Annotated in this window: 11 protein-coding genes; 4 read left to right on the forward strand and 7 right to left on the reverse strand. The window is 61.8% G+C overall.

The window, feature by feature from the left end; genetic code table 11:
• Positions 1 to 4 precede the first annotated feature (4 nt).
• The 4 genes from QPW08_RS06795 to QPW08_RS06810 are packed head-to-tail and all read right to left on the reverse strand — an operon-like array spanning position 5 to position 5,978.
• Positions 5 to 853 (reverse strand): metallophosphoesterase, encoded by an 849-nt coding sequence (locus QPW08_RS06795; protein WP_284124976.1) that lies wholly within the window; start codon positions 851 to 853, stop codon positions 5 to 7.
• A 19-nt stretch (positions 854 to 872) separates the two neighbouring features.
• Entirely contained in the window at positions 873 to 2,633 is a 1,761-nt protein-coding gene (locus QPW08_RS06800; RefSeq protein WP_284124977.1) for a cytochrome c3 family protein, read from the reverse strand.
• A 10-nt stretch (positions 2,634 to 2,643) separates the two neighbouring features.
• Entirely contained in the window at positions 2,644 to 3,525 is an 882-nt protein-coding gene (locus QPW08_RS06805) for a hypothetical protein (RefSeq protein ID WP_284124978.1), read from the reverse strand.
• Positions 3,525 to 5,978: a cyclic nucleotide-binding domain-containing protein gene (locus tag QPW08_RS06810; protein WP_284124979.1), complete on the reverse strand. Its 2,454-nt coding sequence runs from the start codon at positions 5,976 to 5,978 to the stop codon at positions 3,525 to 3,527. The genes QPW08_RS06805 and QPW08_RS06810 overlap by 1 nt, the downstream gene beginning before the upstream one ends.
• 109 nt (positions 5,979 to 6,087) lie before the next feature.
• On the opposite strand from QPW08_RS06810, the gene QPW08_RS06815 reads away from it, so the two are divergent.
• Positions 6,088 to 7,005 (forward strand): tetratricopeptide repeat protein, encoded by a 918-nt coding sequence (locus QPW08_RS06815; protein WP_284124980.1) that lies wholly within the window; start codon positions 6,088 to 6,090, stop codon positions 7,003 to 7,005.
• Positions 7,006 to 7,008: 3 nt separating this feature from the next.
• On the opposite strand, the gene QPW08_RS06820 is transcribed toward QPW08_RS06815, so the two are convergent.
• A complete protein-coding gene (locus tag QPW08_RS06820) occupies positions 7,009 to 7,548 on the reverse strand; it encodes a Pycsar system effector family protein (RefSeq protein ID WP_284124981.1) in 540 nt (179 codons plus the stop codon).
• Positions 7,545 to 8,900 (reverse strand): NADP-specific glutamate dehydrogenase, encoded by a 1,356-nt coding sequence (gene gdhA, locus QPW08_RS06825; RefSeq protein ID WP_284124982.1) that lies wholly within the window; start codon positions 8,898 to 8,900, stop codon positions 7,545 to 7,547. Before gdhA ends, QPW08_RS06820 begins: the two co-directional genes overlap by 4 nt.
• A 178-nt stretch (positions 8,901 to 9,078) precedes the next feature.
• On the opposite strand from gdhA, the gene QPW08_RS06830 reads away from it, so the two are divergent.
• The 3 genes from QPW08_RS06830 to QPW08_RS06840 are packed head-to-tail and all read left to right on the forward strand — an operon-like array spanning position 9,079 to position 12,910.
• On the forward strand, positions 9,079 to 10,647 hold the full coding sequence (locus QPW08_RS06830) for a toll/interleukin-1 receptor domain-containing protein (protein ID WP_284124983.1): 1,569 nt from the start codon (positions 9,079 to 9,081) through the stop codon (positions 10,645 to 10,647).
• On the forward strand, positions 10,622 to 11,416 hold the full coding sequence (locus QPW08_RS06835; RefSeq protein ID WP_284124984.1) for a nucleotide synthetase: 795 nt from the start codon (positions 10,622 to 10,624) through the stop codon (positions 11,414 to 11,416). The genes QPW08_RS06830 and QPW08_RS06835 overlap by 26 nt, the downstream gene beginning before the upstream one ends.
• Before the next feature lie 9 nt (positions 11,417 to 11,425).
• Entirely contained in the window at positions 11,426 to 12,910 is a 1,485-nt protein-coding gene (locus QPW08_RS06840; protein ID WP_284124985.1) for a TRAFs-binding domain-containing protein, read from the forward strand.
• Here the strand turns inward: QPW08_RS06840 and QPW08_RS06845 are convergent.
• Positions 12,904 to 13,557, reverse strand: a complete 654-nt coding sequence (locus tag QPW08_RS06845; RefSeq protein ID WP_284124986.1) for a Crp/Fnr family transcriptional regulator — start codon at positions 13,555 to 13,557, stop codon at positions 12,904 to 12,906. The two genes, QPW08_RS06840 and QPW08_RS06845, sit on opposite strands and share 7 nt — an antisense overlap.
• Positions 13,558 to 13,585: the final 28 nt, after the last annotated feature.

A 13,585-nucleotide genomic window follows, 5' to 3' on the forward strand; every position in this document is an offset into this window, starting at 1 on the left:
CGTTCTACTCGCGCTCGGCGAACATCTCGAACATCATTGGTTGCAGGTGCGGCTCGTAGGTCGCCAGCGTCTTCCACTCGCCAACGAATTGGTGATGGGTCACCAGCTGGCCGTCATGCCATCGGTGCAGGGCATAGCCCGGCGGCTCCTTCGACACGAGATCGCGCCGGTCGGGGTGATCCTTGTCCACCGGTCGCAAGTCGAGCGCGATGGTCGGGGCGACCGAAGGCGTGACGCTGAGCGGAATCCCGCGAAAACTGGTGTAGAACGGGCGGTGCAAATGCCCGCAGCGGATCGCTGCGATCTGGTGCTGGCCGGTCACCACTTCGCCGAAGCGGGCGATCCACGCTTCATCGGGGCTCGGGTCCATCCAGTCGATGCCTGAGATCACCGGCGGGTGGTGCATGAAGATCAGAGTCGGTGTGTCCGGCTGCTCGGTCAGACGGTCTGCCAGCCACTGCGCCCGGTTGTCGCAGAAGGCACCGCCGTGGCGGCCCGGCTCGAAAGTGTCGAGGCAGATGACCCGTAGCCCCTCGCGCTCGATCACATAGTGGACGAATTCGCCGTCTTCCGGACAATCCGGGAATGCCTTGCGCAGTGCACCGCGGTTGTCGTGGTTGCCGGCCATGGGGAACACCGGGAAGGGGCAATCGGCAAAGGGCGCAGCGAGCAAGCTATAGCTTTCCGCGTCACCATGCTCGGTCAGGTCGCCGGTCAGCAGCAGCAAATCGGGCGTGTTGGGGTGGCCGAGCAGGTAGTCGAGCGTGGTGCGATAGCGGCGATAATTCATCTCCGCTTCCCCGGCACCGCGCTCAAAGCCGATATGGATGTCGGTCAGTTGCGCGATCAACATGGCCTGCTCCCTCCCGCCATCACTGCCTCATCCGTTCGAGTATGGCGACGATGTCGCGGCGCTTGTCCGGGTGGTCCTTGGGGGCAGGGCCGTTGGGTTTGTGATAGGAATGGCACATTGCGCAGCTCGAAGGGACTTCTGCCTTCACCGCATCCTCGCCCAGATGGCAATCGCGGCATATTGCGAGACCGGGCAGCAGCAAGTCCTCCGAAGTCTTTGACTTTTCTGCATTGTGGCAGTCGGCGCATTCCTCTTCCTTGTGCGCGTCGTGGCTGAAGGCACCATGCATCAGGAAACGGTCGGGCAGGTTGACCGGCATTACGTCGGGCCGCCCGTTCTTCGTCGCGGGCAAGTGGCATTCGCCGCACACGCCACCCGCTGCCAGCGCGCGGTTGACGCCGACCAGCGATCCGCCGGGGCGACCGAAGTTGGAGTAATACCGCCCGCCTTGGGCGAATTCACCGGGACGCTTGCGTCCGGTAGCGACGGGCGGGCGCGGCGCACGGTCCATGGCCAGTAACTGCGCACGCATCTGCGCGACGTCACCATGGCGCAGGGTGCGGAATATGCCGCCGACACGGTCGAACACCAAGCTGTGGCAGCTCTCGCAATTGTCCTCCATCTCGATGGGCTTGAAACCGATCCCGTCGGGATTGGGGGTGTGGCAATTGGAACAGGTGAGGGGCTCGCCATAACCGCGACCGCGCCCCAGGCTGATTGCCATCCTCGCCGCACCACCTTGCGCTGCAAGATGGATGTCGTGCGGGAATTTCAGCCCGTTCATTTCGCGCGGCTGGTCGGCCAGCGAGATTCGCACCGGATCTTCCTGCATCAGCCTGGTGAAGACCGCCGGCTTGAACTGAGGGTGGGCAGTGCCGAAATCGCTGGCATTGCCGAGCGCGGTATCAGTGAGGCGCGTATCGAGGCTGTCATGGCATTCGGCGCAGAACATCTGGCTCGCCGGTTCCATCCGGGTCGGGCCTTCATGCTCGGTGTGGCAGGTGGTGCAGGCTCCGGGGCCTTCCTTGCCGAAGACGCCAGCGATCTTCCACAGCAAGGCATCGCCGGTGCCAAACGGCGCGCGTCCCCTGGCAATCCGCGGAGCCTCAGCATGGTCGGCGGTCTCTTCATGGCATGAGAGACAGGTCTCGTCGCGGACCGACACGAAAGCATCAACATGGCAGGCCTCGCAATTGTCCTCCAGCCCATGATGGGCCAGGCTGAGGCTGCCAGTGCTCCAGCTGGCGTCCAGCGCGACCTGGCCCGGCTCATCATAGTCGGAATCTATCCGTTCGCGGGTCAGGTGGGTGAAAACGGGGACGGCCAGCAGTACCAGCAGGATCGCAAGCGAGAACGCCCATGACAGCGCACGCTTGCTCGGCAGTGCACTGGCCAGCGCGAAACTGCGCAAGACATCCACACTGGCGGCATCGCCCTCAGCCTGGCGGACGGTGATGCCGATGGTACCATCGTCTTCCTGCGCGATCACCAGTCGGGAAGAACCCAACTCCAGCTCTGCCCCTTCGACCGGATCGACGCTTGCGGAAGTGACTGTCCGGCCATCTAAGCCGAAACCGAGCGTGCCGACAGACTCGACTGCCAGCTTTCCACCAGCCGCTGGCTCGATGGTGACATGCCGCTGTTCGACGGCAAGGTCGGGCAAGTGGATATCGTTTTCGGCCGCGCGGCCGATGGTCAGCGCACCTTTCTCGATCTCGCGTTCGCGCACGATTTCGCGCCCTGAGGCGGTGTGATCGATTGTGCGGATCAAAAACGCCATTTCTGCCGCCTCACCAGTAGTAGAACACGCTGACAACATGCGCGGTCAGCGCGGCCAGCAAGGCGATGGTGGCGGGGACATGCACGAACAGCCACACCTCGAGCAGGGCCTTGGTGCGCAGCTGGCGGCGAATCTGGCCGAGCTGGGCGGCACGGCGGCGGAGCAGGGCACGGACGCGGTCTAGTGGGTCGGCGCCATCGCCCTGCAAGCGATAATTCTCCGGCAATGCTTCGAGTGCGTGCGTGGTTGCGCAGCGGGGATAGCGCCCGGTCAGGCGAGCCCACGCGCTGTGGGCGAAAGTATCCTGATCCAGCGCAGCGATTACGAGATCAGTCTGGTCCCGCTCAAGCGGCTGGGCTGCTTGCTCCAGCTGCCGGTCGATCGCGGCCAGCGCCTCGACCATCTGGGCGCGAGTCATTTCCTTGCGGTTCGAACTGAGCTGTGTCGGCAGCAAGGCATAGGCCGTGACACCATAGATCCCAGAAATGATGACGATAATCATCAATGCCCAGGCCAGCGTATGGACATTCCAGCCGAGTTGGAAGCCGGTGTGCAGCGTACCGATCACGATCAGCGCGAGGCCGAGATAGACATGCGCAGAGGTCCACGCCTTCAGGCTCCAGCGACCTTCGGTGATGTTGCGCTTGCGGATGCCCAGCAGGCTCAGCCACACGATCAGCAGCAAGCCGATCGTACCGAGGGTATAGCCGTACCAGCTGCCGCCATTGTGGCGCGGTTCCACGTCGACCAGTGCGTAACTGAGGAAGGCCACAACGCACAGCGCCGTCGCAATCTTGAGCCAGCGCCAGCGCCGATGCTTGAGGAAGCTGACATGGTCGGCATCGCGCCGCCGCTCGTCCTCGCGAAACCGTCCCTGCGATACGCTGGCCATTACTCGACGTCCTCGGTCAGCTTGGTGACGGAAAGGAACTTGTCCGGCGCTACGCGGATCGCCGCGCCGGTCGGGCAGGCCCGGACACATGCCGGCCCGCCTTCGATCCCCGCGCACATGTCGCACTTGATTGCCAGCTTGGCCTGCTCGGTCCCGACCTTCTCGGCTTCCTTCTTGCGCCAGCCATAGCTCGCTTCGCCGGGGCCGGGGCCACGGCCGAACAGCAACCATGACAGCAGCCCGGGCTTCTTCGGCGGTTTGGCATCCATCCGGATCACGCCATAGGGGCAGTTGCGCTGGCAATTGCCGCAACCGATGCAGGTGTCATCGATGAAGACTTCGCCATCGGGCCCGCGCTGGATCGCGTTGGGCGGGCAATCGGCCATGCAATGCGGGTGCTCGCAGTGGCGGCAGCTGGTCGGAACGTGCAAGTGAGCATAGGTCCGCCCGGCCTCGCGATCGAGCCGAGACAATCCGTCATGGCTGTCTGCGCAGGCCTTCTCGCAATTGTCGCAGCCGATGCAGAGCTTCTCGTCGATCAGCAGCACATCCGTTGCTTCACCAATCCCCTCGTCCACGAGGAATTGCGCGGTCTCCGAATACATGTCGCCGGCGCTGTCGAAGCTGTCCTTGCGGCTCTCGACGAAGGCGTTGACCTTGCGGCGGCTTGCCATGTCGGCGGCTGCTTTCTCGCGCAGGCGCGGATTGCTCTCTAGCAGCGCAACGAACGCTTCGCCCGGCAAACGGATGACTTCGGACTTGATCGCAGCTTTCACGCTGGCGGTCCGCGGCATGCCGTCAATCGCCGCCATCTCGCCGAAATAGGAGCCCGCCGGGAGATAGGAGAGGAACACCGGGCGTCCGCCAATCTCCTTCTCGACCAACATCGATCCGAGCCGGACGATAAAGACATCCTTGTCGTCATCGCCTTCGGCCACCACCGTTTCTCCGGCCCGGACCTGCTGGATATCTGCCGACGCGACCAATGGCGCGACATCTTCCTTGGTCAGGCCCGATCCGAACATCTGCAGCAATTGGCGCTCGATGGAGATCGCCTTCACTTCTTCTGCCGCTGCCGGCGACGTCGCTATCAATTTGAGTGCGGCAGTTCGCGAGAGCTCTATGGCGACGACAGGTTCCGCCGCGCGAATTGTCGCACCGCGCCTGCGGCCGGAAATCAGGCCGACTTCGCCAAAGATCGAACCTTGTTCGATCGGTACCGTGATCGAGGGGTCATCGGGATCGACCTCCACCAGCACCGAGCCTTCTGCAATGGCGAAGAGAGAGGATCCGGGCTCGTTCCGGGCGAAGATAGTCTCACCGGTCGCAAAAGCCTGTACCTCGCTGTCCAGCATCAGCTCGCGCAACTGCAGCTGCGAAAGACCCTGCAGGATGGAAACATTGCTACCGAAGATGGTGAGCCACTCGTGCACCGGGCGAGTGCCTGGCAACCGAGCGAATTTCTCCGCCAGGATCGGCTCATCCGCCGGCTTCAGCTGCGCATTGCCGTTGAGGAATTCGATCACGTCGTAGCCCTGGTTCATACAGTGCTTGATCAGGGGATAGCCAGCCAGCGCCCCAATAACGTGAATGCCGCCCTTGGTGGTTTCAAAGGTCGGGGTGAGCTTGGGAAAGGCACTGCGATCCTCGCTAGTGAACTCTACGCCTATTGCCTCGACAAAGCCGCGCGGTGGTTGCGAGCCGGTGCGGGCAATGATCCGGTCGCAGCGGATCGTCTCCTGCCCGTCGCGGGTATCCAAGACCAGCTCGCCCGCACGAATCTCAGCGGGAGTCGTCTCACAGCGAATGATGATGCGTCCGGCTTCGCCTGCTTCCTCCAGCAGTTTGACGTTCGCTGGTTTTGCTCGAGCAAATTCCGGACTTCGATTCAGGATGGTGACGATGTTGCGCTGGGCCGGATCGGCTGCGAGGCCGAGGGCATTCTCGATCCCGGCATCGCCCGAACCGACCACGGTGATATGCTCGTCGAAATACTCGCCCGGATCATCGAGCTGGTATTGGATATGCGGCAGGTCGGCACCGGGGGAACGGAGCTTGTTGGGATTGCCCTGTGTGCCGATGGCAAGGACTACTGCCTCAGCGGCTATTGTATCGCCGGTCTTGAGCTCGATCGTGAAATTGCCGCTTTCGCCTTCGATCGCCGTCACTTCGGCGTTGAGCATTACATTGATGGATTGCCCGGCAGCCTGTTCATCCCAGGTGTCGAGAATGACTTCGCGCTTACCGGCCTCGAAAACCAGGTCGCTGCGCAGCACAAGGTTGGATGGCGTCGCCATCACGTGCTTGCCCTTCTGGTACTTGTAGATCGTGTCGGAAAGGTGGTCGGTCTTCTCGATCAGGACATGGCTCATGCCCAAGGCAGCAGCACGCGCGGCAGCGCTCAGGCCGGCCGGTCCCGATCCGACGATTGCCACGCGAAAAGCGTCCGCCAATCCATCCCCCTTTCCTTCCCGATGGACCCGCACACCGGCATCATAGGGTAAAACGTCCCTCGTGCCAGAGTGAATTGCCGCTCATGAACAGGGCTGCTACGCCAAATACATGGGAGCGGAAAAGGACAGGGCGGCAAGCAGGCCCAGCCAATCAAGGATCGGTATTGCGGTGCTGGGCGTCGCGGCCGTAGTGGCCGTGGTTTCAGTCGGTTACAACCTGCGGGGCGATGGCGGTGCTGCGGATACCGCCGGCGCTAGCCAGGAATTCCCGACATCGATCGATGAGCTGCGGGCAGCAGCCGACGCTTCACCGAGCGACGCCAGGCCATGGCAGGAACTCGGGTTCGTCCACTTCGAGCGTGGCGAGTTTGCCGAGGCTGCCGAAGCCTATGAGGGTGCTGTAACTCGCGATGACGGGCAGGCGGTGCTTTGGTCTGCACTGGGTGAAGCGCGGGTCATGGCGAGTGAACGCGATCCTTTGCCGCCAACCGCTCTGGAGGCGTTTCGCAAGGCGTTGGCGCTCGATCCGGAAGACCCGAGAGCGCGCTACTTCCTGAATGTGCAGAAGGACCTCGAAGGCGACCACCAAGGCGCAATCAAGGGTTGGCTGGATCTGCTGGCCGACACCCCCGCAGGTGCGCCATGGGAAGAGGACCTGATCCGTACCATTCAGCAAGTCGGGACTATAAACGGTATCGATGTAAATGCGCAGCTGGGAACCGCGATGGATGCGCGCCAGATTGCCAAACCTTCGAGCTTGCCCGGCCCGACGCAGGAGCAGGTCGCTGCAGCGGGCGCGATGCGTCCGAGCGACCAGCGCGAAATGGCCGAAGGCATGGTCGCCCGGCTCGAACAGCGGCTGAAGGGCGATCCCGGCAATCTCGACGGTTGGCTGATGCTGATCCGCAGCCGCATGACCCTGGGCGAACCTGACAAGGCCAAGGCAGCGCTCGAAGCCGCGACCCGGGCCAATCCTGACCATGCAGCCAATTTACGGGCGGAAGCCGGGAAACTCGGCGTTCGCTAGCCTCTAAAGGTGGCCCAGCTGTTCGAACAGGAAGGCGAGAAACGACAGCACGAGTCCGGCCAGGAATATCCGGTAGGACCAGCCCAGCAGGCGGTACTTCTTGCGCTGAAGCACGTTGCCGTTCTGGTAGATGTCGCGAAGCATCAGCCGGAACATGCGCTCGTCGGTCTGCAATTCATCGATCACGCGATCGGCAAACTCTTCTTCCTCCATTCCTGAAAAGACGCCGAAGAACAGGATGTTGGGATCGGTGTCGGATACGGGCCTGGAGCCGAATGTCGGCAAGACAGCCATCACCGCAAGGCAAGCCGAAACGAAAGCGAATGTACCAAGCAGGACCAGCGAAATGGGAATCGGTCCACGGCTGGCTATGCCGACGGTGAGCGTGAAGACCACGAAGGATGCGCCCATGAGCAGGTTGGCCTTCTGGTCGGCCATCTGGCTCAGCTGCAGATTGGCGATGGATACCGTGCGCACCAGATGGACCGCCTGCGGGGCGAAAGTGCGCTGGGTGTCGGGAGCCTTTGGGGTTTCCTCGTTCATACCACGCCGAACGCGAGCATGGCATCAGCCACTTTCTTGAATCCGGCGATATTGGCACCTTTCACATAGTCGACATAGCCGTCACCCTTGTCGCCATAGGTGACGCATTTCTCGTGGATGCCTTCCATCAGATCGGTCAACATGTCGCCCAGCCGACCGTGGTCCCAGGATATGCGTTCGGAGTTCTGGCTCATTTCCAGGCCGGATACGGCCACACCGCCTGCATTGGCCGCCTTGCCCGGACCATACATGATCTTGGCATCGTGGAAGACATGCACGCCTTCCAGCGTCGTCGGCATATTGGCCCCTTCGGAAACCGCGATCACACCGTTGTCGACCAGTTCCCTGGCCTCTTCTTCGTTGAGCTCGTTTTGCGTGGCGCAGGGTAGGGCGAGCTCGCATGGCACGTTCCAAGGGCGCTTGCCATCATGGAAGGTCGCATTGGTGAAATGATCGGAATACTCGGAAATCCGTCCGCGCCTCTCGTTCTTGAGCCGCTTGATCCAGTCGATCTTTTCCTGGTCGATACCGTCGGGATCGTGGATGAACCCGCCGCTGTCGGACATGGTCAGCACCTTGCCGCCCAGCTGCACGATCTTTTCCGCCGCGTGGGTCGCGACATTGCCCGAGCCTGAGATCACGGCGGTCTTACCGTCGATATCGTCGCCCTTGTGCTTCAGCATGTTGCGGAGGAAATAGACCGCGCCATAGCCGGTCGCCTCAGGCCGCATTTGCGAGCCGCCATACTCCGTCGCCTTGCCTGTCAGCACGCCTTCCCAGCGGTTGGTGATGCGTTTGTACTGCCCGAACATGTAACCGATCTCGCGCCCGCCGACGCCGATATCGCCCGCCGGCACGTCGGTATCGGGGCCGATATGGCGATAGAGCTCGGTCATGAAACTCTGGCAGAAGCGCATCACTTCGCTGTCGCTCTTGCCCTTGGGATTGAAGTTCGAGCCGCCCTTGCCGCCGCCCATGGGCAGGCCGGTAAGCGAATTCTTGAAGGTCTGCTCAAAGGCGAGGAACTTGAGCACGCTTTCGTTGACGCTGGGGTGGAAACGGATACCACCCTTGTAGGGCCCGATGGCGTTGTTGTTCTGGACCCGCCAGCCGCGCTGGACGCGGATGCAGTGATTGTCGTCTTCCCAGCATACCCGGAAGCTGACCACCCGGTCCGGCTCGGCGATCCGGCGCAGGATCTGCGCTTCGTGGTACTCTTCCTTGTCCGCAATGAAGTCGAAGATGTCCTGGGCGACTTCCTGTACCGCCTGGACGAACTCCGGCTGGTGCGGATTGCGCTTTTTCACGCCGTTCATGAACTGGTCGAAATCGACGTGGTCCGAAACTGCCATGATCCTCCCCCTCGGTCATCATCTAGATTGCCAAGCGACCACTGCCACTATCTGCCCTATCGGCGACAGGTGCAAGGCTGGGAATAATTCTGAATCCTTCCCGCTTGAACAGGCAGCTTGCATTTTGCGTCGAGCTCGCCTCAACTGGTTAATACTTCCAACAAGCCGGGGTGGGGTAGTGGAAGACGAGACAGGGGATGAAAACGTCGCGCCGCAGTTCAGCGCGTTTGTAAGTTATAGCCATGCGGACGCGGCGATCGTGCGCAGGCTGCACAGCCAGCTCGAATCCTATCGCTTGCCGAAAGGGTTGGGCGAGGTCGCTACCCTAAATGCAGAACGCGGCAAGCTGGGAAGGGTTTTCCGTGATCGCGAAGACTTCTCTGCCGCAGAGAACCTATCCGATGCGGTTTGCGCGGCACTGGATCGGTCGCAGGTGCTGGTTGTCGTTTGCTCGCCCGATGCGAAGCAATCGAAGTGGGTGGGGCAAGAGATAGCCTATTTCCGGGCCCACCGTCCCGGCATGCCGATCCTTGCAGCCCTGGTGCGGGGGGAGCCATCTGAAGCGTTTCCTGCCGCGTTGACGGAAAGTGGGGCTGAACCGCTTGCGGCCGACCTACGCAAGGAAGGCGACGGCTGGAAGCTGGGCTTCCTCAAGATTGTCGCCGGGATTGCCGGTGTCCCGCTCGACGCGCTGGTCCAGCGCGACAGCCAGCGCCAGACCCGCCGCGTGATGGCCGTCACGGGCATGGTGGCGGCGCTGGCCTTAATCATGGCCGGCATGACGATCATCGCACTCCAGGCGCGCAACGAAGCGCAGGCCCAACGGGCTGAGGCCGAGGGGTTGGTGGAGTACATGATCACAGATTTGCGGGAAGACCTGCAGGGCGTGACCAGCCTTTCGGTCATGGGCAGGGTCAACAAGCGAGCGCTCGAGTATTATGCCAAGCAAGATCTTTCGACGCTTGCCGCTGAAAGCCTCGAACGTCGGGCTTTCCTCCTCCACGCGATGGGCGAGGACGACGAAAAGGCCGGCAAGCTCGACGACGCACTGGCAAAGTTCGAGGAGGCCTTCCGGACGACCGAGGCATTGCTCGACCGCGACCCGGGCAACCCGGACCGGATATTCGGGCATGCGCAGAGCCAATACTGGGCCGGCTACATTGCCTATCTCCAGAAAAACTGGACCAAGGCGTCGCAATACTGGAGCGGCTACAAGCGCCACTCGGAGCAACTGATCGAGGGCGGCAGCGCGAATTTCCAATGGGTGATGGAGGCCGGATATGCCGCCGGTAATCTTTGTACGCTCGAGCTGGACAGGAAAGGGTCGCTCGAGCTGGCCGAACGGGAATGCCAGGAAGCGATCGGGCGGTTCGAAGAGGCTTGCAAGATCAAGCCGGGCCAGCGCTCCTGTATCGAGGCACAGGCCAATCGCTATGCCTGGCTGGCAGACGTTTCAGGCAGGCGTGGCGATTTCGGCAAGGCGTTGGCGACGCGCCTGAAGGGGGAAGCGCTGATTGAAGGATTGAGAGCGTCCGATCCCGACAATCTCGACCTGACAGACCTGTGGGTCGCAGCCCAGATCGCCATAGCGCGAACCGAGCGCTCGTTGGGGCGGGGGCAAGCCGCCAGTCGCCGATTGCAGCGGGCACGGCAGGAGATGCTGAGGTTGATTGCGATCGATCCCGACAACGCCAGCTGGCGCTCGAAACTGGAAATGATCGATGAAACAGGAGGTGGGAATGAGTGACCAGATTGCGCTTTCAGAGCTCAAATTACGCGAGATCGCCGCAGAAGATATCGGGAGTATGGGTGTTGGCACCCTTTTTTTCGAAGGCGGCGACAATGGCCCGATACATTCGTCCGGCGCAAGTTCATGGATCACATTCGTCCCGTTCGGCAATTACGAAGATCATGTCCCAACGCGAGTGTCGGCGCGCTTGCTGGAGATCAAGGGCAATGTTGCGAACCTCGCGGTCGAATTCACCCATGGTTCGGAACGTGCATCAACCAATCCGCCGCAAACCAAAGCTGAGCTCGACCTCTTGCTCAAGGATGAGTTCAACAAGGACGCTTTCAAGGGTCGCAAGCCAATGGGACCGCGCCCACCTGTGCCGCCAATCAAGGATCGTGAAACTTCGCTTTCGCTTGCGAGCGATGAGTGGACCTTGGTGATCATCCGGTTGCCCCACAATGCCAAATACCAATTCAATCGGCGCGGAGCCCCCTTTTCCGCGATTGGGGAACACATCAGTCGTTTCGGTGAAACCGGCAAGCTGGACACAGCGGGCAACATCATCAGTCAGCGAAAGATTGTCGAGAAAGACAGGGCAGGCAATGAAGTGATTCACGATGGCTGCAAGACGGCTTATTTTGTGATCAAGGGGATGGAGAACACCATTACGCCCTTCAACGTCCATCTGGACATAGTGGGCAAACACTCGACAGGTGAGGACTATCATATCCCCATTATCGTTGACCCCGATGTCAGGCACCCGGGTGGGAACGGGGATCCTTGAGCATTTGATATGGGGACTGCCCATACACAGATCCTTCGTCTCGCCCGTGCCGGCAATCCGGTGCGGGCGTGGCGCTTGTTCGAGGAACGAGGGCTGGGCGAGACTACAGAAGACCCCAAGGTCCTCACCCTCAAGGGTCGGTTGCTCAAGGACCTGGCCCGACTGGCTGTAGGGGATGAGCGGCAGAGCCGCTTTCGCGAAGCCTCGCAGGCTTATCGCGCTGCGTTTGCCATCGATGGAGACAGCTACCCGCTGATCAACGCCGCCATGCTGGAGTTGATGGCCGGTGACATTGCCAGCTCGCAGCGGCTCGCGCGGCAGGTGCTCGAATTGCTCGAGAGCGACCCGGAGCAAGGGGAGAACGCCTATTGGCGCGAGGCCACGCGCGCAGAGGCGCTGCTACTGCTGGCGCATCACAAGGAAGCCGAGTTATCCCTCCGTGCCGGGATCGCGCGACTTCCACTGGCATGGGAAGACCATGCCGCGACGATCGGTCAATTCGAGAGCATCCTGGCGGAGCAGGGAGCGGACAACGGGTGGCTCGATTCCTGTCGACCTCCGAGCGCGCTGCACTTCTGTGGCATTATCGGACTGGACGAAGGTGACCCCGATCTTGCCGACATGCTGGCCGCTGCGCTCGATGACCTCAAGCCCGGCTTTGGCTTTGGTGCCTTGGCGGCCGGTGCCGATATCCTGATTGCAGAAGCGCTGGTCGCGCGTGGCGCTCGCCTTCATGTTACTTTGCCCGGTTCGGTTGAGCAATTTCGGGCGGTTTCAGTGGAGCCCTATGGAGCCGGTTGGGGGCCGCGCTTTGACGCGCTGCTTGAGCAGGCTGAAACGCTCGACATACTCGACGCCGCGATCGATAATCATGACCTGCCGCTGGCTGAGGCGGTGGGCATGGGCGATTTGATCGCCATGGGGCAAACCCTGCGCCATGCGAGCATGTTCAGGAGCCGCGCCGTTGCACTCACCATTGTCGGTCAGGGAGAGCTTGCCCGGCCACATATCGAGGCATGGACGAAGACCGCGGTGCCCTTGCGACGGATTGAAACACTCCGGGTCGCGAGCCCCGTACGATCGCTGGGTGAAGCGGGAGAGCAAGACTTGCGCATGCACGCAGTGGTTGCTGCTTCGGCAGTCCCGGCGAGTGACCTGGCACGGGACCACGGCCTCGTGCCGGTAGTCGGCGCATCAGATGTGATGCTGGCAGATGTGGAGGCTGCGCTGCGCCTGATCGAAAGCCAACCCGACGGCCCCTGTGCCATCTCTATCGGGCTGATGTCCGAAACAAATATCGACACCGCCCTTGTTGCACGAACCAGGCAGATGCTGGCTGCGGCACCGGCGGGATCGATAGTAGCTGACCGTCAGTCGGCAATGATTTGCCAGGCATCGAACCCGGATCTCAGGCTCGAGGAACTGGGGGAGCTGTCTTCGCTCTCAGGTCCCGTTTCGTTGTGGTCGCTGAGCCCGGCGAGGCCCGGTCAGTAGACGAGTTCTTCGAGCAAGCGGCGCGACCGGATGGCGAGCTGTGCTTCGCTACGCTCGACGATCCCGCGCCGTTCAAGCGCGCTGATGGCACGTGAACCTGTCTCACGGGTGGTCTGTGCCGTGAGAGCCAGCGCGGAGATGACCGGGGGTGGGGCAATATTGTCACTATTGCCAGCCAGACGCAGGAGCTCGCGATAGACGCGGCCGCTGGCCGACAATGTTACCCGCGCCGATAGGCGGTCGAGCACTATGTCGAGCTGGCCGGAGAAGATTGCCGCAAGGCCCGGCCCAAGGTCGGGATGCGCGTCCATCAGCCGGCGAAGGTCACGGGCTTCTACCTGCAGCGCGGCCACCGGCCCGAACGCGCGCGCATCATAGCCAATGTCGTCTTCGTCAGGAAAGGCACCGACCAATTCCCCCGGACCGAAAGAAGAGATCACCGTCGCCTGCCCATCGATGGAAACCGCCTGCAACTGCACTGTGCCGCTCAAAATCAGCCAAAGCTGCGAATTGCGGTCACCCTGGTGCATGATGAATGTTCGTGCCGGATAGTTACGTGCGACCATGGCGCCGGCCAACGCCGCAGCAGACGGTTTCGAACAACCGAGGACTGCCTGCAAAGCCGATGTTCGTTCGTCGGTGTCCATGCGCCCCTGCCATCAAACCCAGCGCATC

It is taken from the genome of Parerythrobacter aestuarii (genome assembly GCF_030140925.1).
GTDB lineage: Bacteria > Pseudomonadota > Alphaproteobacteria > Sphingomonadales > Sphingomonadaceae > Parerythrobacter > Parerythrobacter aestuarii.

Coding starts and splice junctions, on each gene's coding strand:
- QPW08_RS06845 (WP_284124986.1), bottom strand. CDS start 13,557: ATGGACACCGACGAACGAACATCGGCTTTGCAGGCAGTCCTCGGTTGT.
- QPW08_RS06815 (WP_284124980.1), top strand. CDS start 6,088: ATGGGAGCGGAAAAGGACAGGGCGGCAAGCAGGCCCAGCCAATCAAGG.
- QPW08_RS06795 (WP_284124976.1), bottom strand. CDS start 853: ATGTTGATCGCGCAACTGACCGACATCCATATCGGCTTTGAGCGCGGT.
- QPW08_RS06835 (WP_284124984.1), top strand. CDS start 10,622: ATGAAACAGGAGGTGGGAATGAGTGACCAGATTGCGCTTTCAGAGCTC.
- QPW08_RS06805 (WP_284124978.1), bottom strand. CDS start 3,525: ATGGCCAGCGTATCGCAGGGACGGTTTCGCGAGGACGAGCGGCGGCGC.
- QPW08_RS06820 (WP_284124981.1), bottom strand. CDS start 7,548: ATGAACGAGGAAACCCCAAAGGCTCCCGACACCCAGCGCACTTTCGCC.
- gdhA (WP_284124982.1), bottom strand. CDS start 8,900: ATGGCAGTTTCGGACCACGTCGATTTCGACCAGTTCATGAACGGCGTG.
- QPW08_RS06800 (WP_284124977.1), bottom strand. CDS start 2,633: ATGGCGTTTTTGATCCGCACAATCGATCACACCGCCTCAGGGCGCGAA.
- QPW08_RS06840 (WP_284124985.1), top strand. CDS start 11,426: ATGGGGACTGCCCATACACAGATCCTTCGTCTCGCCCGTGCCGGCAAT.